We start from the raw sequence: 18,267 nt of genomic DNA, 5'->3' as shown, positions 1-18,267 counted from the left end.
CTGCCATCGCATTATCGGGACCGCTTTCGCTTGATCGACTATTTCGCCCTCGCCCTTTGCCACGGACTGCTGCTGATCGCGCTGATCAGGCTGGCGCGGCGCAGCGATGTCGACACCGATGCGGCGCTGGAGGACGAGGCGGAGAAGCTGTCCGCGCGCAAACTGCGCGAGCAGCGCCGCAAGACATTGCGGGCGGACCGCGCGCCGTGATCGATCTCGCGCTCTTCGCTTTCGTGATGGCGTTCCTCGCCCTCGGAATCGCGCGCCCGTTCCTGTGGGTGCTCGCTTATATCTATATCGACATTCTGGCGCCGCAGAAGATCGGCTGGACGCTGACGCCCGCGCTGCCGATCTCCCTCATCGCGTTTTGCGCCGCCTTTGCAGGGTGGTTGCTGACCGATCCCAAAAACGAGACGCGCTTCCATTATCGCCAGGGATTGATGGTGTTCCTGCTGATCTATTGCTTCGCGACGACTCAGACCGCCGATTTCCCCGTCGAGGCCGCGACCAAGTGGGAATGGGTGTGGAAGGCTCTGGTCTTCGCGATCTTCCTGCCCTTCACCTTGACCACGCGCACCCGGATCGAGGCGGTGATCCTGACCATCGTGCTGACCGTGGGCGCGATCGTCATCAGCGCGGGGATGAAGACCGCGCTGGGAGGGGGCGGGTATGGGAGCCTCTATTTCTTCGTCAACGACAACTCCAACATCTACGAAAGCTCCACGCTCGCCACGGTGGCGATCGGGATGACGCCGCTGATCGCCTGGCTGATGAAATATGGGCGCGTCTTTCCGCCCGATTGGCGCGTGAAGCTGTTCGGCGTCTGCCTGATTTTCGCCTGCCTGCTGATCCCGGTTGGGACGGAGGCGCGCACCGGCCTCCTCTGCATCGCGGTGCTGGGCGTGCTGCTGCTGCGCACAGTGAAGAACCGTATCGCCTATATCGCGGGCGCCGCAGCACTCGGCCTCGTGGCGCTGCCCTTCCTGCCCGCCAGCTATTGGGAGCGGATGTCGACCATCACCGAGCATGGCGGCGACCAGTCCGCCTCGACTCGCGTGGCAGTGTGGGAATGGACGATCGACTATGTGAGCGAAAATCCCTTCGGCGGCGGGTTCGACGCCTATCGGGGCAACAGCTTCAAATACATCATGCCCGAACGCACGGAGGAAGGCAGTTCGGTATCGGTCGAATATGTCGAGGTGGAGGACAAGGGCCGCGCCTACCACTCGTCCTATTTCGAGCTTCTGGGGGAGCAGGGCTATCCCGGCTTCATCGCCTGGATCATGCTGCAATTGACCGGCCTGTGGCAGATGGAGCGTTTGCGCCGCCGCTATCGCACGCGTGACGGCCCGGAAGAGCGATGGATCGGCCCTCTCGCCGCCGGGCTCCAGAACGCGCATATCGTCTACCTCGTCGGCGCGGCGTTCCAGGGGATCGGCTATCAGCCGGTCGTGTTCCTGTTCCTCGGCCTCCAGATCGCTTTGTGGACCTATTGCGCGAAACGCGAATCGCTGGCTTCCGATGATAGCTCAGAGCGCAGCAGGACTCGGCGCAAGAGGCGTGGCGCGCGCACCTCCTCTTCCAAGCCGGTCCGCGAAACTGCCATGCCGTAACGGCACGCGCGGGGCGGTTGCGCCATGCTTTTCCTTGCGCCATGAGACCCGGTGACAGGCGTGATCTTTCGCGCCGCATCATCACAAGGAGAGGCCGATGACCCCGCAGGAAGTGGCAGACAAGACCGGAGAACAACTGGGCACCAGCGAATGGGTCGAGATGACGCAGGAGCGCATCAACCAGTTCGCCGAAGCGACCGGTGACCACCAGTTCATCCACGTCAACGAAGAAGCCGCCAAGATGACGCCGTTCGGCGGCACCATCGCGCATGGCTTCCTGACCCTGTCGATGATCCCCTACCTCACCGCGAACAGCGACGTGCCGCGCGTGGACGGGATCAAGATGGCCGTGAATTACGGCGGCAACAAGACGCGCTTCATCAACCCGGTCCGTTCGGGCAAGCGCATTCGCGGCCACTGGAAGCTGCTCGAAATGACCGAAAAGCGCGCCGGCCAGTGGCAGCAGACGGTCGAGATCACCATCGAGATCGAAGGCGAGGAGAAGCCCGCTTTGATCTGCGAATGGATGACGATGTATTTCGTCTGATCTGAAATATCCCGTCATCCCGGCGAAAGCTGGGATCACTGTCCGCCCGGCAACCGATCAGGTCGGACATTATCGATCAAGATCCCAGCCTGCGCTGGGATGACGAAAGGTTCTTACAATGCGTGACGCAGTAATCGTCTCCACCGCCCGCACCGCCATCGGCCGCGCCTATAAGGGCGGGTTCAACGACACCAAGGGGGCCACGCTCGGCTCCTATTCCCTGAAGCCCGCGATCGAGCGCGCCGGAATCGACGCCGGCGAAGTCGACGACGTGTTGTGGGGCGCCGCTCTCCAGCAGGGTGCGCAGGCCGGCAACCTCGCCCGCCAGGTCGCGCTGCGTGCCGGGTGCCCGATCGGCACCAGCGGCATGACGATCGACCGTCAGTGTTCCAGCGGCCTGATGAGCATCGCCACGGCGGCCAAGCAAATCATCACCGACCGGATGGATGTGGTCGCCGCCGGTGGTCAGGAGAGCATTTCGCTCGTCCAGACCAAAGAAATGCGCGTCATGCCCGATCCCGAACTGATGCAGATGCACGGCGCGATCTACATGCCGATGCTCCAGACCGCCGAAACGGTCGCTCAGCGTTACGGCATCAGCCGCGACCAGCAGGACGAATACGCCCTCCAGTCGCAGCAGCGTGTCGCCGCCGCGCAGGAAGCAGGTAAGTTCGATGACGAGATCGTCCCCGTCTCCACGACCCACAAGGTGCAGGACAAGGAAACCGGCGAGATTTCGGACGTCGCGATCACCATCGACAAGGACGAAGGCAACCGCCCGCAGACCACGCTCGAAGGCCTCAACAGCCTGAAGCCGGTGATGGGCGAAGGCACCACGATCACGGCAGGCAATGCCAGCCAGCTATCTGACGGCTCCAGCGCCAGCGTGCTGATGGAAGCCAAGGTCGCGGAAAAGAAGGGCCTCACGCCGCTCGGCCGCTATGTCGGCATGGCGGTCGCGGGCACCGAGCCCGACGAGATGGGCATCGGCCCCGTCTTCGCGATCCCCAAGCTGCTCGAACGATTCGACCTCAAGGTCGACGATATCGGCATCTGGGAGCTGAACGAAGCTTTTGCCGTGCAGGTACTCTACTGCCGCGACAAGCTCGGGATCGATAACGACAAGCTGAACGTCAATGGCGGCTCGATCTCGATCGGCCACCCCTACGGCATGACCGGCGCGCGCTGCACCGGCCACGTCCTGCTCGAAGGCAAGCGCATGGGCGCCAAATACGGCGTCGTCACCATGTGCGTCGGCGGCGGCATGGGCGCAGCGGGCCTGTTCGAGATTTTCTGATCTAGCGGATCAGCGCTACGCAAAAAGGGCGGCTCGGGGTGACCCGGGCCGCCCTTTTAATTTGGTCAGCCAACGGGTTGAAACCTGCCATTGACGATTGGTCCGCGTAGATTAGCGTGCTCACTATGTTTCGATACGGCATTCTAGCGGCGATTGGGATTGCGCTCGGTGGCTGCTCTGACACTTGTTCGAACACGCAGATTAGCAGGGCCGATGCCCCCGATGGCTTGCACAGCGCCATCATTTTCCAGCGGGATTGCGGCGCGACCACCGGGTTCTCGACACAAGTCTCAATAGTCACGAAGGGTGAGCAGCCGTCCGGCAGCGGGAATATCTTCCGGGCCGATGACGACCATGGAGCAGCCGCAGTTGGTGATTGGGGTGGCCCTTGGGCTGAGCAAAGATGGCTGACGTCTGACCACTTGTTGATTCGCTACGCAGCTAAGTCACGCCTGTTCAAACAGGCGGAACAGAGTTCGGGGGTCAGAATTAGCTATCAGGAAGTCGATCACTGATGTCCCAAATGGGTCGGAAGCAGCTATTTAAGCCGCGACGACCTCACCCATGCTCGGCGATAAACTCCTCCACGACCGGAGCGATCTTTCCGCGCCATTTGCTGCCGTTGAAGATGCCGTAATGCCCGGCGCCCTCGGCCATGTAGTAGCGCTTCTTGGACACGTCCAAATTCGGCGTCAGTTCCAGCGCGGCGCGGGTCTGGCCTAGGCCGGAGATATCGTCGCGCTCGCCTTCGATGGCGAGGAGGGCGGTCTTGGTGATGTCGCCCAGATCGATACGGCGGCCACGGTGTTCGTAAGTGCCGTTGGGCAGCGAGTGGGTCTGGAACACCTCGATTACGGTCTGAAGGTAGAATTCCGCCGTCATGTCGCAGACGCTGCGATATTCGTCGTAGAAATCCTTGGTCGCCTGCGCGCTCGCCTCGTCGCCTTCGGTCAGATGCTTGAACATCTCGTAATGGCTTTGCATGTGATTGCCGAGGTTCATGGACATGAAGCTCGCCAGCTGGAGGAAGCCGGGATAGACGCGCCGCCCGCTGCCGCGATACTGCATCGGCACGGTGGCGATGACGTTGTGGCGGAACCACTCGATCGGCCGCTCCATGGCCAGATCGTTGACCGTGGTCGGCGAACAGCGCGTATCGATCGGCCCGCCCATCATGGTGAGCGTCCTGGGCGTGCAGGAGTGATCGTCCCGGTTCATGATCGCGACGGCGGCGAAGACCGGGACGGAAGGCTGGCACACTGCCATCGCATGCGCGTCCGGCCCGATATGTTCGAGGAAGCCGATCACGTAGTCGATATAATCGTCGAGATCGAACTGGCCTTCGGACAAGGGCACCGTCTTCGCATCGGCCCAGTCGGTGACATAGACCTCGCAATTCTCGATCATCCGTTCGACCGTGCCGCGCAGCAGGGTGGCGTAATGCCCGCTCATCGGTGCGACCACCAGCAGCTTGGGCGCATCCTCCGGCAATCCTTCGCGGCGAAAGCGCTTCAGATCGCCGAAGGGACGATTGACGACGGTCGCTTCTTCGACCGGGCGGGCTTTCCCATCGACCTTGACCGTTTCGATGTTCCAGGCGGGCTTGCCATAGGTGGCGGTGGCGTGGGCGAACACTTCCAGCGCGCTCGCCGCCATCGGACCCATGCCGAAATAGCCCATCGGCAGCGCCGGATTGTTCAGCATCTCCGAGCCGATGGAGGCCCAGGCGCTGGCGCTCGAGAGCCAGCTGCGTTGCAGTTCGTAGGCTTGGTACAGCATTGCGATTCCCCTGCGGGCGCCTGTTTTCGTTCTGGGTGGCGCGTATCTCTTAAAGGCGCAACGTGGCGATGGAATGCCTTGTGTGCAACGCACAATGCGCAAAAGGCGGGTTAAGCTATCCTTGGCGAGTGGATTTTCGCCGCGTGGGGCCCTAGGTGGAATCCCATGGACGAACCCCTGCGAGAAATGCCCCGCAAACGCCGTTTCGGCCGTCGTGCGCGTAGCGAAGACAGGGGCGAGAGCGCGGGCAAAAATGGCGAGGCGCGATCGCTCAAGCCGCTGCGCATCGTTTATGCCGCGGTTGCGAACTATCCCGGCTATCTGGCGCTGGCGGGCCTTGCTCTGGTAATCACGGCGGCGGCCACGCTGGCGATCCCCGCCGGCTTCAAGATGGTGATCGATCGCGGTTTCGCGGGCGGCGGGGATACGCAGGATATCGGGCGCTGGTTCCGCTATCTGCTGATGATCGTGGCCGTGCTCGCGGCGGGCACGGCGATGAGGTTCTATTTCGTCAGCTGGCTGGGCGAGCGGGTGGTCGCGGACATCCGACTGCGCGTCCATCGCAACCTGCTGCGCCTCGCGCCCGCCTTTTACGAGGAGAACTCGCCGAAGGAAATCTCCAGCCGCATGACCAGCGATACCGCGCTGATCGAACAGGTTGTGGGCACCACCGTCTCCGTGGCGCTGCGCAATCTGCTGATGGCGATCGGCGGTACGATCTATCTGTTCTATCTCGTCCCCGGCCTGACCGTAGGGCTCGTCCTCATCATTCCCGCCATCGTGGTGCCGATCACCTATTTCGGGCGCCGTCTTCGCAAAGTGAGCCGCACCAGCCAGGACCGAGTGGCCGATATCGGCGCGATGGTGACCGAAGTGCTCTCGGCGATGAAGATCGTACAGGGCTTCAACCAGGAAACGCGCGAGGCGGATCGCTTCCAGGCGGCGGTGGAGCGCACATTCGGCGTGGCGCGGCGGCGCATCGCGATCCGCGCGGCGATGACCGCGATCGTGATCCTGTTCGTGTTCGGAGGCATAACGCTGCTGGTCTGGCGCGGGGCCACGGCGGTGAGCGAAGGGACGATCACCGGCGGCACCATCGCCGCCTTCGTCCTTACCGCCGGGCTGGTCGCGGGCGCGTTCGGCGCGCTGACCGAGGTTTATGGCGATCTGCTGCGCGGCGCGGGCGCGGCGAGCCGGCTGGGCGAATTGCTGGAGGAAACGCCGGACATCGCGCCGCCCGCGCGCCCGCAACCGCTGCCCGTGCCCCCGCGCGGCAGCCTGTCGTTCCGCAACGTCACTTTCCGCTATCCGACCCGGCCCGACGTCGCCGCGCTCAAGGATTTCAGCCTCGAAGTCGAACCGGGCGAAACCGTCGCCATCGTCGGGCCATCCGGGGCGGGCAAATCGACCATCTTCCAACTGGCCGAGCGGTTCTACGATCCGCAGGCGGGCACGGTGCGGATCGACGGGATTGCGCTGACCAGCGCCGATCCCGCCGATATCCGCGACCGGATCGCCATGGTGCCGCAGGACGGCGTGCTGTTCAGCGCCGATGCGCGCGACAATCTGCGCTACGGAAACTGGGCGGCAAGCGACGATCAGATCTGGGACGCGGCGCGTGCGGCCAATGCGGCCGAATTCCTCGAACGATTGCCAAACGGCCTCGACACGTATCTGGGCGAAAACGGTACACGCCTGTCGGGTGGGCAGCAGCAAAGGCTCGCCATCGCGCGTGCCTTGTTGCGCGATGCGCCGATCCTGCTCTTGGACGAGGCGACCAGCGCGCTCGATGCGGAAAGCGAACGGTTGGTGCAGGACGCGCTGGAGCGCCTGATGAAAGAGCGCACCACGCTCGTCATCGCCCACCGCCTCGCCACCGTGCGCGCGGCGGACCGGATCGTGGTGATGGAAGACGGCGCGATCGTGGAACAGGGCACGCATGCGCAGCTTTCCGCCGGCGAAGGGCTCTATGCCCGGCTCGCCTCGCTCCAGTTCGGGCTGGAAAGCGCCTGATCGGCGGCGCAACCGGCGGTTCAGGCCGCTTTCAGCCGCGCCATTCTATCAAGCTAGCTTACGTTCCGACGAACGGCGTTGACGGGTCGCACCGGGGGCGCTTCACCCGTTCGGGTGACCTTCGGGACATTTCGTCCGCATTCTTGGGAGTCGCCTTTATGATCCGCCATATTCTTTCCGCCGGGGCCAGTGTCCTTGCACTGACCCTCGCCGTGCCCGCCGCCGCGCAGGACGCGCATGAGATGGAGGGCGTTCATGAAGCCTTCCACGTCGAAGACGGCGAGGCATCCAGTGCCGCCGTCGCGACGCCGACCATGAGCTTCGGCACCTGGGGCTTCGATCCGGAAACCCTGTCGCCCTCGATCGATCCAGGTGACGACTTCTTCGCCTACGCCAACCAGAAATGGCTCGATGCCAATCCGCTGCCGCCGGAATACAGCCGCTTCGGCGCGTTCAACCTGCTGCGCGAGAAATCGACCAGCGACGTGAAGACTCTCGTCGATGAGCTGGTCGCGCGCGATGCCGCCAGCCTGTCGGCAGACGAGCGCCGCATCGTCGCCGCCTATAACGCCTATAACGACCGGGCCGCCATCGATGCCGCAGGCCTCGCCCCGGCGCAGCCCTATCTCGACGCGATCCGCGGGACGGACGACCTGGCAGAATTGGTGACGTTGTGGTCCAAGCCCGGCTATTCCAGCCCGCTCGGCGGCTATGTCTCGGTCGATGCCAAGGAGCCGACGCGCTATTCGGTCTATCTCGGTTCGGGCGGGCTCGGCCTTCCCGACCGCGACTATTATCTCGACACCAGCGAGAAGGGCCAGGCTATCCAGGCCAAATATCGCGACTATCTGACCTTCCTGTACGAACAGGCCGGATATCAGAACGCCGCCGCGATGGCGCAGCAGGTCTATGATTTCGAAGACCAGATCGCGCGCACTGTCACCTGGGATCGCGCCACGCGCCGCAATCGGGATCTGACCTACAACGCACTGACGCCTGCCGAATTGCGCAGCATGGCAGGCGATTTCCCGATCGACGCGATGCTGACCACATCGGGCTTCGCCGACACGGATCGCTTCATCGTTTCCGACCTGCCGCCCAGCGATGCGCGTGCGCAGGAACTCGGCCTCGACGAAGCGACGCTTGCCAAGATCGGTGGCGGCACGCCCGCGATGATGGCGCTCGTCCAGGCGACTCCGCTGGACGTCCTGCAGGCATGGACGGTCAAGGGCTTCCTCAATTCGAACGCGGCGGTTCTTCCGAGTGCGCTCGATGACGCGCAGTTCGCTTTTTACGGCACCACGCTGAACGGCACGCCCGAACAGCGCCCGCGCTGGAAGCGTTCGATCGACGAGACCGAAGGCCTGCTCGGCGAGCTGGTCGGCGCGTCCTATGTCGAGCGGTATTTCCCGGCTGAAAACAAGGCCGCGATGGTCGATCTGGTCGCGAATTTGCGCAAGGCGGTCGCCCAGAGCATCGACGATATCGAGTGGATGAGCCCGGCGACCAAAAAGGAAGCCATGGCCAAGCTCGATGCCTTCGATCCCAAGATCGGCTATCGCGACGAGCTGGAGACCTACGACACGCTGGCTATCGACGCCGATGGCCCGCTCGCCAACCGCATGGCGGCGGCGCAGTGGCAGTATGACGATATGCTATCCAAGCTCGGCGGGCCGATCGATCGCACCGAATGGGGCATGCTGCCGCAGACAGTGAACGCCTATTACAATCCGACCAAGAACGAGATCGTGTTTCCGGCGGGCATCCTGCAGCAGCCGTTCTTCGGCATCACGGCCGATCCGGCGGTGAATTACGGCGGGATCGGCGGCGTGATCGGGCACGAGATCGGCCATGGTTTCGACGATCAGGGTTCGAAGTCCGACGGCACGGGCATGCTGCGCAATTGGTGGACCGATGCCGATCGCGAAGCCTTCGATGCGCGCGGCAATGCGCTGGTCGAACAGTATAATTCGTTCTGCCCGCTCGACGATGGGGAAACCTGCTTGAACGGGCGTCTGACGTTGGGCGAGAATATCGGCGATCTCGGCGGCTTGGCGCTCGCCTATCGCGCCTACAAGCTGCATCTGAACGGTGAAGAGGACAAGGTGATCGACGGCTTGACCGGAGATCAGCGCTTCTTCCTCGCCTGGGCGCAGGTTTGGCGTTCACAGCAGCGCGAGGATGCGGCCCGCCAGCGCCTGCGCACCGATCCGCACAGCCCCGAAGAATTCCGCGTCAACGGCGTCGTGCGCAATATGGACGCGTGGTACGATGCCTTCAACGTGACTCCGGAAGACGAAATGTATCTGCCGCCCGAACAGCGCATCACGATCTTCTGATCGCCAACGTCATTTCGAGTCCCAAGGGGGCGGCAGGTCGCTTGACTTGCCGCCCCCTTTTGTCTTGGGGGCATTAATGTCCACCACCCTTACCGCTATCCTGCTCGGCATCCTCGAAGGTCTGACCGAGTTCCTGCCCGTTTCATCGACCGGGCATCTGATTCTGGCGCAGGGGTTTTTCGGTTACGATCCGGCTCAGTGGCGGCAATTCAACATCGTGATCCAGCTTGGCGCGATCCTGGCGGTCGTGGTGAGCTATTGGTCGCTGTTCTGGTCGATGGGCACCGGCCTTCTTCGGGGAGAAGCGCAGTCGGTGCGTTTCGTGCGCAATATTCTCCTGGGATTTCTGCCCGCCGCAGTGATCGGTCTGCTCGCGAAAGATGCAATCGATGTGATGCTGGAAAGTCCGTTGGTGGTGGCAGGAGCGCTGATCGTGGGCGGGATTGCGATCCTGGTACTGGAAAAGATCATTCCCGCCCGCCCCGATCACGGGGTGGCAGCCCTTTCGTGGAAATCCTGCCTCACGATCGGCCTCGTCCAGTGCCTCGCGATGGTGCCCGGTACCAGCCGCTCGGCAGCGACCATTATGGGCGCTCTGGCCATGGGTGTGGGACGCAAGACGGCTGCAGAATTCAGCTTCTTCCTCGCCGTGCCGACCATGCTGGGCGCAGCTACGGTCAAGATCCTCGACGAACCGGCCCTTTTGGCAGGCGAGGCGGCGATCGGGTGGAGTGAAATCGCGCTGGGCTTCCTCGCCGCCTTCCTGGTGGCGCTGGCAGTTATCCGCGCTTTCGTCGCATACGTGTCCAAGCACGGCTTCTCGCCCTTTGCATGGTATCGTATCGCGCTTGGTCTGGTTGCAGTGTGGTTTTTCGGGATCGCCTGATCCGGGGGCAAAAATGGCGGTGCGAGGAGTGGTCTTTTCGCCACAGTCCGGAAATGAAAGCGGCTTTGCCGCCAAAATCCTGCCGTAATCGGGAACCGATCCGTTCAGCGGCGCTTGAGCTACCCATAAGCAACTCGGATTACCTGTCATGGGTCTCATCATTCTGGTCGTCGTCGGTGCCGTTCTCGGCTGGCTCGGCTCCATCTTGTTGAGACGCGAAGATCGCGGCGCGATTCTTACAATGGCGGGTGCCGGCATCGTCGGCGCGCTCGTGGCAAGCGCCGTGCTCGGCAATGCCAACCTTCTCGCCGGGATCGGCGCCTACGATCTGTTGTGGGCCGTGATCGGCGCGGTCGTAGCGATCGGTATCGCGGATGTGGCGCGACAGCGCGTCGCCGGGTAGAAAATTATCCTTCGAAGCTTACCAAACGGAGCTCAGGCCGCTAGGCCGATGGCTCCATCAACAAGGGGAAGAGAAATGAAAAAGATTGCTATTGCATCCATCGCCGCGCTCGGTCTGAGCGTCGCCGCCTGCGACAGCCCGCAGGAAAACGCCATGGAAGATCAGGCCGAAACCATGGAAGACAATCGCGACGCGATGGTCAACGACATGGAAGCCTCGGGTGAGATCACCGATGAGCAGGCCGATGCCATGGACGACCAGACCGATGCCATGGAAGAGCAGATGGAAGAAACCGCCGACGATATGGACACCCCGTAAGTCCGGTTTTCCGAAATGACGAGAAAGGCTCCGGAGCGATCCGGAGCCTTCTTTGTTTTGCGTTTTGTTTTCCGCACGCCATCCGGCGCGCGATGTCCTCGCGCCTGACGGCGCTGCGGGCGGGCGGTCGCCCTTGCGGACCCTTTCGGGTCCGAGCGTTTTTGTTTTCCGCAAGCGCGTCCGCGCTCGCGATTTCCTCGCGCCTGACGGCGCTGCGGGCGCGCAGTCGCGCTTGCGGACCCTTTCGGGTCCGAGCTCGGCCACCAAGCCTGTAGGTCGGGAATGGCCCGGTCCGCGACCAGCGGACCGCAAGGGCAAGCGCCCGCCCCGCAGGTGCCCGACCGACGGGAGGAACAGCACCGAGGAAGAAGCCACGGAGGTGGCTTCGAAAGACAATATCTAAATCAAACAGCCTTCGCGCCGCTCCCTCGTCCGCCTCTCAGCGTGTATTCCAGCGTGCCCTGATGCAGCACGTCGTCCACGTCGATCACGGCGGTGTTGGCGTAGGTGAAGCCGGGATCGAGATTGCGGTACAACCGGTCGAAATCGCGCTCCACCGTCTGGTGGTAGAGATCCTCGAAGCTGTCGATCACGAAATAGGTCGGCTGCAGATCGTCGATCACATAGTCGGTGCGCATGACGCGATCGACGTTGAGCATGATGCGATTGGGGCTCTCGGCCTCCACCGCGTAAATCACTTCGGTCGGCCCCGAGAGGATGCCCGCCCCATAGGCGCGGATATCGCCGGGCGCTTCCTGCAACAGGCCGAATTCGACCGTATACCAATACAGCGAGCCCAGCGCCTTCAACCGGTTGTGGCGCATCGCCTTCCAGCCGGCCTTGCCATATTCCTGCATGTAATCGGCGAAGATCGGATCGGTGAGCATCGGGACATGGCCGAACACGTCATGGAAGACGTCGGGTTCCTGAATATAATCGAACGTCTCGCGCGTGCGGATGAAATTGCCCGCAGGGAAGCGCCGATTGGCCAGATGCCAGAAGAAGATGTGATCCGGAATCAGCATCGGGACCGGCACCACGCTCCACCCCGTCAGCGTGTCCAGTTCCGCGCTCAGATCGCCGAAATCGGGCACGCCGCCCCGACCGAGGTCGAGCTTTTCAAGACCCTGCATGAACGCGCTCGCCGCGCGGCCCGGCAACACCTCCATCTGGCGCGCGAACAGATCGTTCCAGATCGCATCGTTGTCTGAATCGTATTCGGTCTGCTTGGGTTCCAGCCAGTCCTCACCCAGATGCTCGGGCCGCTTCAGCGGCGCGGTAAACACCCCTTCGGGCATTTCGGGAAGCGAGGTGAAATCCTGCGGGGGTTCAGCAAGTGTAGCCATGCCGCACGATGTAAGCGTTTACGCGGCGAATGCCAAATCCTGCGTCAGGCGATCTCGGCACTCGCCTGCGTGATCTGCCGCCCATCCTGAGCGAAGGCCGCCAGTTCGATGGCACCGCCTTCCGCGCGCATGACCAGATGCAGCGGCTCGCCGGCGATTGCCGGGCTGAGCCCACGAAAGCGGAAACTCGCCAACCGGTTCTCGCCGTATCGTTCGGCGGCAAGCTGCAACAGCAGGCTGGCGGTCAGCGGGCCGTGCACCACCAGGCCGCGATACCGCTCGACATCGCGCGCATAAGGCGCGTCGTAATGGATGCGGTGCGTGTTGAAGGTGAGCGCGGAATAGCGGAACAGCAGGCGCGGATCGGGCCGCATTGGGCGGTGCGCGTCCCAATCGCCCGGATCGAAGCTGTCGGAGCCAGATTCGGGCGGCGAAAGCGGCGCGTCGCTAGCCAGCGCTTCGAGGTAGACCAGCGTCTGCGTCTCGCTGACCGCCAGCTCGCCGTCCGCTGCGGTTTCATGCTCGACCTCGACGAACACCATTTGGCCGCGACTGCCGGATTTATCGGTGATGGAGGCGATGCGGCTCACGCGCTCCACCTTTGCGCCCACTGCCAGCGGCGCATGAAAGCGGATCGCGCTGCCCGCCCACATCCGGCGCGGGAGCGGAATGGGGGGAAGGAAGCTCGCCGGGCTGTCGTCGCGCGCGGGGTGCCCATCCTCGCCCAATTGCGCCGTGCGCGCCTCGGGCGTGCAGAGGCAAAAATGGATCCCCTGCGGCATCGCCTCGCCCAAAGGTGCATCGCGATCGAAGGTGGCACACCAGCGCTCCGCGAGCGCCGGGTCCAATCGATCGGCGGATCGTTGCTCGCGCCCGATCCAGTCGGCGAAATTCTCCACCGCTCAGTCGCGCCTCACAATGCCGCGTATTCGCGCAGCATATGCTTGGCGATCTGCAATTGCAGGATCTGGGTGGTGCCTTCGTAGATGCGATAGATGCGCGCGTCGCGGAAGAAGCGTTCGGCATCGTATTCCGCCAGATAGCCCGCACCGCCATAGATCTGCACCACCCGATCGACCACGCGGCCGCACATTTCGGATGCGAACACCTTGAAGGCGGCGGCCTGCTTGATCGTGCTTTCGCCCGCATCGGCGCGCGCGGTCACGTCCGCCATCATGCATTCGGCGGCGTAGATCTCCGTCTCGCTTTCGGCGAGCATCTGCTGGATCAGCTGGAAATTCGCGATCGGCTCGCCAAACGCCTTGCGTTCATTGGCATAACGAAGCGCGGAATCGAGCGCGCGGCGCGCATAGCCGGTGCTGGCCGCGCCCACCGAGATGCGCCCATTGTCGAGGCTCATCATGGCGAAGCGGAAGCCCTGGCCGGTCTCTCCGCCAAGCAGCGCATCGCCCGGAACATGCACGTCGTCGAGCATCACGTCGGCGATATGCGATCCGGCCTGGCCCATCTTCTTGTCCGGGCTGCCCACGGAAACGCCGGGCGTGTCCATGGGCACGATGAAGGCGCTGACATGCGCGTTCTTGGGCAGCGCATCCTTTTCGGTGCGCGCCATGATGAGGGCGACATCGGCATGGGGCGCATTGGTGATGTAGCGTTTCGATCCGTTGAGGATCCAGCCATTCCCGTCGGGATCGGGCTTCGCCGTGGTCGCCATCGCCGCCGAATCGGACCCCGAGCCGGGCTCGGTTAGGCCGAAGCAGGCGATTTCCCCGCCCGCGATGCGCGGCCACCATTCGTTCTGCTGCGCCTCGGTCCCGCCATTCTTCAAGGCGGAATTGAACATCCCGATATTGATCGAGAAGATCGAGCGGAAGGCGGGCGCGGCATAGCTCATCGTCTTCACGATCTTGGCGTATTGCGTCATGTTCAGCCCGGCGCCGCCGTGATCTTCGGGCACGGAGAGGCCGAACAGGCCCATGTCCTTCATTTCATCGAGAATATCGTCGGGCACGCGATCGTTTTCGATCACGTCCTTTTCCGCCGGGATCAGCCGTTCGCGCACATAGCGTTCGAGCTGTTCGTGGAACTGGGCGAAGGTGTCCGCATCCATGCCCGGATTGCGGGCGGGGGCGGGCTTGGTGGCCGGTGCGTTCATTCTTATTCTCCCGTATTCTGGCCCGTATTCGGTTCGTTTCCAGCGGTTGCGCCTGCCGCATTTTCCCCCGCCGTGGCTTCGCTGGCCGCGCTTTCGCTTGCCAGCTCCTTTTCGGCCAGCACGTCGGCGGGAATGCGGCGCTGCTCTATCATTTCCGCCGCTTCGTCGAGCGCGCGCGCTTCGCCCACCGTCACGCCGCCGGGGCCCGGATCGTTGTCCGACGGGCTGCAGGCGGTGACGGGAACCGTCCCGATCGCAAGGAGGGCGAGCGCGGCGCGCATCGACTTACTCCTCGTTCATCGCATCCATCGCCGCAGCGGCGGTGGCGGCGGCATCGTCGCCTTCATCCTGCAGGGTCTGCTGACGCGCAGCCTCGGCGGCGGCGGCAGCTTCGGGATCGACGGTCTGAGTTGTGCTGGGGACCACGGGATCGGGCATGGAGGCTTGGGGGTCCTCGACCGGCATGGCATCGACGTTCTCGAGCGCTTCGTTGGCTTCGATCTCGACCGTTTCGGTATCGGTTTCATAAGCCGCATCGTCCGAATCGCTGCAGGCGGCAAGCGCGAGCGGGGCGGCGATGACGGCGGCGACCAGAGCGTATTTGCGGGCGGGCGTGCGGAACTTCATTTCTGTCTCCAAAAAATCGGGCATCGGGCGATGCGCCGCGATACCAGGGCTGTCTGGGGTTAAGCCCTCCCGGCGCAGCGGGGGCAAGGGGAAAATGGCCGAAAAGACCCGCTCGGCCCTTCGCGCGTGCGGCGATCTCTGGCAGGGCGGGGCCGATGGACGACCTTCTCGCCCCGGATCGCCCCAGCACGGATGCGCTGGACAGGAAGCTCGACGAAGCGCGCGCCGAACTGCGCCGCACCTTCGGATTCGACGATTTTCGCGGGAAACAGTCTGCGGTGGTCGAACGCGTGCTGGCGGGCCGATCGACGCTGGCAGTGATGCCCACGGGCGCGGGCAAGTCTTTGACCTATCAATTGCCCGCCACCATGCTGCGCGGCACCTGCGTGGTCGTCAGCCCGCTGATCGCGCTGATGCACGATCAATTGCGCAGCGCGCGCGCCAACGGGATCCGCGCCGCCACGCTCACCAGCGCCGATGCCGACTGGCGCGAGACGCAGGACGCGTTCCGCGCGGGCGAGCTGGACCTGCTCTATGTCGCGCCCGAACGCGCCAGCCAGCCGCATTTCCGCGAGCTGTTGAGCGCGGCGCCGCTGTCTCTGTTCGCCGTGGATGAGGCGCATTGCGTTAGCGAATGGGGCCACGATTTCCGCCCCGACTATCGCATGCTGCGCCCGATGATGGACGCGTTTCCGGATGTCCCGCGCCTGGCGCTGACCGCCACTGCCGACCGGCAAACCCGCGCGGACGTGATGGCGCAGCTCGGCATTCCGGAAGACGGGCTCGTTCTCGCCGGGTTCGACCGGCCCAATATCCGATATGCGATTACCCCGCGCGACAATCCAGTGCGCCAGATCGCCGCTATCATGCAGGATCGCCCCGGCCCCGGCATCGTCTATGCGCCCACGCGCCGCAAGGTGGAGGATATCGCCGAAAAGCTCGCCAGCGCGACCGGACGCCCCGTCCTGCCCTATCACGCCGGGCTTCCGGCGGAGGAGCGCGCGGACAATCAGGCGCGCTTCGTCGCCAGCGAGGATATGGTGATCGTCGCCACGATCGCGTTCGGAATGGGAATCGACAAGCCCGACGTGCGCTTCGTGGCCCATGTCGGCGTGCCGAAGTCGATCGAGGCCTATTACCAGGAAACCGGCCGCGCGGGGCGTGACGGCGATCCGGCGGGCGCGGTGATGCTGTGGGGGGCGAGCGATTTCGCCACCGCGCGTGCCCGGCTGGAGGAAGTGCCGGAGGATCGCCGCCCGGCGGAACGCCAGCGCCTCGACGCGCTCGCAGGCCTCGTCGAAACCGCGCAATGCCGCCGCGCGATCCTGCTGCGGCATTTCGGCGAGGACCCGCCCGAAAAATGCGGCAATTGCGACAATTGCCTCGACGCGCCCGGCGTCACCGATGCGACCGAACTGGCGCGCAAGCTCCTGTCCGCCGTGTATCGCACCGGACAGAGCTTCGGGATGGGGCATCTGACGAAAGTGCTCACCGGATCGCCCGACGATCGCATCCGCCAGCGCGGGCACGACAACCTGTCGGTGTTCGGGATCGTCTCCGGCGAGGAGGCGGTGCTCCTGAAGCCGGTTGCACGCGCCTTGCAGGCCCATGGCCACCTCGTTGCAAACGATCACGGCGGGCTGGCGCTGGGCGCGGGCGCGCGCGAAATCCTTAAGGGGGAGCGCGAGGTGGCGATCGTGGTGCCGCCGAAGCGCGAACGCCGCTCGGGCCGGCGCGGCGGCGATGGCACGCCCAATCCGGTCGGCAATCCCCTGTTCGAAGCGCTGCGGGCCCTGCGCAAGGAACTGGCCGAGGAAGCGGGCGTGCCGCCCTATGTCATCTTCCACGATTCCACCCTGCGCGAAATGGCGCTGGCCCGGCCCGACACGCTTGCGCGGCTCGGCCAGATCGGCGGCGTGGGCGCCAAGAAGCTGGAAGCGTATGGAGATCGTTTCCTGCGCTGCATTCTCGCGAACTGACGCGAACTGATACGCCTGCCGAAATTATGGTGCCGGTAAGGGGGAGTGCGCTAGGATCGCGCCCATGAAAACGCGCTCTCTCCTCGTCGCTGCGCTCGCGGCCACCACCCTCCCGCTCGCCGCTCAGCAAAGCGCGCCTTTTACCGTTGCCGAGACAGGGCGTGGCTACGCCTCGCTACAGGGCGCGGTCGATGCGATCGGCGGGGGCGAGGGGACGGTCGTGTTCGCGCCCGGCACCTATAACGAATGTGCAGTCCAGCGCGCCGGCCGGATAACCTACCGCGCATCGCAGCCGGGCAAATCCGCGCTTTCGGGGGTCGCCTGCGAGGGCAAGGGCGCGCTCGTGCTCGGCGGCGACAGTGCGACGGTGATCGGCCTGGTCTTCTCCGACATCGCCGTGCCCGATCGCAACGGGGCAGGCATTCGCCTCGAAAGCGGAGAGCTGGCCGTCACGCAAAGCTGGTTCCGCGACAGCGAGCAGGGCATCCTCACCGCGCACGATCCGGACATCCGCCTGCGCATCGACAAATCGACCTTCACCCGCCTCGGCACCTGCGAGGGCGATGGGGGCTGCGCGCATTCGATCTATACCGGCGAGATCGGCGAGACTGCCGTCACGCGCAGCCGTTTCGAAGCGGGCACGGGCGGGCATTACGTGAAGAGCCGCGCGGCGCGCACGATCGTGGAGGATTCCAGCTTCGACGATGCGAATGGGCGCGGCACCAATTACATGATCGACCTGCCCAATGGCGGCAATGGCCGGATCGTGCGCAACTGGTTCGTCCAAGGGCGCGACAAGGAGAACTGGTCCGCCTTCATCGCGGTGGGCGCGGAACAGGCGAATTATTCATCCGACGGGCTGGTCATTGCGGACAACGACGCGCGCCTCGCTCCCGGTCTCAGCCGCAGCCCGGCCTTCGTCGCCGACTGGACGGGCGACCGGCTTGACATCGGAAATAACGAACTGGGCGCCGGCCTGAAGCCGTTCGAACGGCGGTAGGCTT

Annotated in this window: 17 protein-coding genes; 11 read left to right on the top strand and 6 right to left on the bottom strand. The window is 64.1% G+C overall.

What is annotated here, in order from left to right; translation table 11 throughout:
• Positions 1–30 precede the first annotated feature (30 nt).
• From J7347_RS09675 to J7347_RS09660, 4 genes are all read left to right on the top strand, one after another.
• The gene (locus J7347_RS09675) at positions 31–210 is read left to right on the top strand and encodes a hypothetical protein (RefSeq protein ID WP_067682747.1); all 180 of its coding nucleotides are present in this window, start codon (positions 31–33) and stop codon (positions 208–210) included.
• The gene (locus J7347_RS09670) at positions 207–1,613 is read left to right on the top strand and encodes a putative O-glycosylation ligase, exosortase A system-associated (RefSeq protein ID WP_209161857.1); all 1,407 of its coding nucleotides are present in this window, start codon (positions 207–209) and stop codon (positions 1,611–1,613) included. The genes J7347_RS09675 and J7347_RS09670 overlap by 4 nt, the downstream gene beginning before the upstream one ends.
• Before the next feature lie 97 nt (positions 1,614–1,710).
• Positions 1,711–2,160, top strand: coding sequence for a MaoC family dehydratase (locus tag J7347_RS09665; protein ID WP_209161856.1), 450 nt, complete (start codon positions 1,711–1,713; stop codon positions 2,158–2,160).
• 118 nt (positions 2,161–2,278) lie between these two features.
• The gene (locus tag J7347_RS09660; RefSeq protein ID WP_067682738.1) at positions 2,279–3,457 is read left to right on the top strand and encodes an acetyl-CoA C-acyltransferase; all 1,179 of its coding nucleotides are present in this window, start codon (positions 2,279–2,281) and stop codon (positions 3,455–3,457) included.
• 558 nt (positions 3,458–4,015) lie between these two features.
• On the opposite strand, the gene phaZ is transcribed toward J7347_RS09660, so the two are convergent.
• Complete coding sequence (gene phaZ, locus J7347_RS09655; RefSeq protein ID WP_209161855.1) at positions 4,016–5,236, bottom strand: polyhydroxyalkanoate depolymerase; 1,221 nt, start codon at positions 5,234–5,236, stop codon at positions 4,016–4,018.
• Between the two features lie 165 nt (positions 5,237–5,401).
• Between phaZ and J7347_RS09650 the strand changes: the two genes are divergently transcribed.
• From J7347_RS09650 to J7347_RS09630, 5 genes are all read left to right on the top strand, one after another.
• A complete protein-coding gene (locus J7347_RS09650) occupies positions 5,402–7,249 on the top strand; it encodes an ABC transporter transmembrane domain-containing protein (protein ID WP_245173991.1) in 1,848 nt (615 codons plus the stop codon).
• A 158-nt stretch (positions 7,250–7,407) separates the two neighbouring features.
• The gene (locus J7347_RS09645) at positions 7,408–9,588 is read left to right on the top strand and encodes a M13 family metallopeptidase (protein ID WP_209161854.1); all 2,181 of its coding nucleotides are present in this window, start codon (positions 7,408–7,410) and stop codon (positions 9,586–9,588) included.
• 76 nt (positions 9,589–9,664) lie between these two features.
• Positions 9,665–10,474: an undecaprenyl-diphosphate phosphatase gene (locus tag J7347_RS09640; protein WP_067682724.1), complete on the top strand. Its 810-nt coding sequence runs from the start codon at positions 9,665–9,667 to the stop codon at positions 10,472–10,474.
• A gap of 148 nt (positions 10,475–10,622) precedes the next feature.
• Entirely contained in the window at positions 10,623–10,877 is a 255-nt protein-coding gene (locus tag J7347_RS09635; RefSeq protein WP_067682722.1) for a GlsB/YeaQ/YmgE family stress response membrane protein, read from the top strand.
• Between the two features lie 75 nt (positions 10,878–10,952).
• Complete coding sequence (locus tag J7347_RS09630) at positions 10,953–11,195, top strand: hypothetical protein (RefSeq protein ID WP_067682720.1); 243 nt, start codon at positions 10,953–10,955, stop codon at positions 11,193–11,195.
• 404 nt (positions 11,196–11,599) lie between these two features.
• On the opposite strand, the gene phhA is transcribed toward J7347_RS09630, so the two are convergent.
• Genes phhA through J7347_RS09605 form a run of 5 tightly spaced genes read right to left on the bottom strand, consistent with a single transcriptional unit; the run spans position 11,600 to position 15,284 of the window.
• On the bottom strand, positions 11,600–12,541 hold the full coding sequence (phhA, locus tag J7347_RS09625) for a phenylalanine 4-monooxygenase (RefSeq protein WP_245173990.1): 942 nt from the start codon (positions 12,539–12,541) through the stop codon (positions 11,600–11,602).
• 44 nt (positions 12,542–12,585) lie between these two features.
• The gene (locus tag J7347_RS09620) at positions 12,586–13,440 is read right to left on the bottom strand and encodes a MaoC family dehydratase N-terminal domain-containing protein (protein ID WP_209161853.1); all 855 of its coding nucleotides are present in this window, start codon (positions 13,438–13,440) and stop codon (positions 12,586–12,588) included.
• Positions 13,441–13,454: 14 nt separating this feature from the next.
• Positions 13,455–14,657, bottom strand: coding sequence for an acyl-CoA dehydrogenase family protein (locus tag J7347_RS09615; RefSeq protein WP_067682712.1), 1,203 nt, complete (start codon positions 14,655–14,657; stop codon positions 13,455–13,457).
• A 2-nt stretch (positions 14,658–14,659) separates the two neighbouring features.
• Positions 14,660–14,938 carry a hypothetical protein gene (locus J7347_RS09610; RefSeq protein ID WP_209161852.1) on the bottom strand — a complete coding sequence of 93 codons (279 nt, stop codon included), beginning with the start codon at positions 14,936–14,938 and terminating at the stop codon, positions 14,660–14,662.
• A gap of 4 nt (positions 14,939–14,942) precedes the next feature.
• Positions 14,943–15,284, bottom strand: coding sequence for a hypothetical protein (locus J7347_RS09605; protein WP_209161851.1), 342 nt, complete (start codon positions 15,282–15,284; stop codon positions 14,943–14,945).
• Between the two features lie 155 nt (positions 15,285–15,439).
• Between J7347_RS09605 and recQ the strand changes: the two genes are divergently transcribed.
• Together recQ and J7347_RS09595 are read left to right on the top strand one after the other, a co-directional pair.
• The gene (gene recQ, locus J7347_RS09600; protein ID WP_209161850.1) at positions 15,440–17,263 is read left to right on the top strand and encodes a DNA helicase RecQ; all 1,824 of its coding nucleotides are present in this window, start codon (positions 15,440–15,442) and stop codon (positions 17,261–17,263) included.
• 64 nt (positions 17,264–17,327) lie between these two features.
• Positions 17,328–18,263: a right-handed parallel beta-helix repeat-containing protein gene (locus J7347_RS09595; protein ID WP_209161849.1), complete on the top strand. Its 936-nt coding sequence runs from the start codon at positions 17,328–17,330 to the stop codon at positions 18,261–18,263.
• Positions 18,264–18,267 lie beyond the last annotated feature (4 nt).

It is taken from the genome of Erythrobacter sp. A6_0 (assembly GCF_017744235.1).
In the GTDB taxonomy this organism is placed as follows: domain Bacteria; phylum Pseudomonadota; class Alphaproteobacteria; order Sphingomonadales; family Sphingomonadaceae; genus Qipengyuania.
This window is presented reverse-complemented; position numbering and strand designations above follow the sequence as displayed.

Excerpts from the sequence above, each read along its gene's own strand:
- J7347_RS09660 (WP_067682738.1), top strand. The coding sequence starts at position 2,279 with ATGCGTGACGCAGTAATCGTCTCCACCGCCCGCACCGCCATCGGCCGC.
- phaZ (WP_209161855.1), bottom strand. The coding sequence starts at position 5,236 with ATGCTGTACCAAGCCTACGAACTGCAACGCAGCTGGCTCTCGAGCGCC.
- recQ (WP_209161850.1), top strand. The coding sequence starts at position 15,440 with ATGGACGACCTTCTCGCCCCGGATCGCCCCAGCACGGATGCGCTGGAC.
- J7347_RS09615 (WP_067682712.1), bottom strand. The coding sequence starts at position 14,657 with ATGAACGCACCGGCCACCAAGCCCGCCCCCGCCCGCAATCCGGGCATG.
- J7347_RS09635 (WP_067682722.1), top strand. The coding sequence starts at position 10,623 with ATGGGTCTCATCATTCTGGTCGTCGTCGGTGCCGTTCTCGGCTGGCTC.
- J7347_RS09650 (WP_245173991.1), top strand. The coding sequence starts at position 5,402 with ATGGACGAACCCCTGCGAGAAATGCCCCGCAAACGCCGTTTCGGCCGT.
- J7347_RS09665 (WP_209161856.1), top strand. The coding sequence starts at position 1,711 with ATGACCCCGCAGGAAGTGGCAGACAAGACCGGAGAACAACTGGGCACC.
- J7347_RS09595 (WP_209161849.1), top strand. The coding sequence starts at position 17,328 with ATGAAAACGCGCTCTCTCCTCGTCGCTGCGCTCGCGGCCACCACCCTC.
- J7347_RS09610 (WP_209161852.1), bottom strand. The coding sequence starts at position 14,938 with ATGCGCGCCGCGCTCGCCCTCCTTGCGATCGGGACGGTTCCCGTCACC.
- phhA (WP_245173990.1), bottom strand. The coding sequence starts at position 12,541 with ATGGCTACACTTGCTGAACCCCCGCAGGATTTCACCTCGCTTCCCGAA.
- J7347_RS09605 (WP_209161851.1), bottom strand. The coding sequence starts at position 15,284 with ATGAAGTTCCGCACGCCCGCCCGCAAATACGCTCTGGTCGCCGCCGTC.
- J7347_RS09640 (WP_067682724.1), top strand. The coding sequence starts at position 9,665 with ATGTCCACCACCCTTACCGCTATCCTGCTCGGCATCCTCGAAGGTCTG.
- J7347_RS09645 (WP_209161854.1), top strand. The coding sequence starts at position 7,408 with ATGATCCGCCATATTCTTTCCGCCGGGGCCAGTGTCCTTGCACTGACC.
- J7347_RS09630 (WP_067682720.1), top strand. The coding sequence starts at position 10,953 with ATGAAAAAGATTGCTATTGCATCCATCGCCGCGCTCGGTCTGAGCGTC.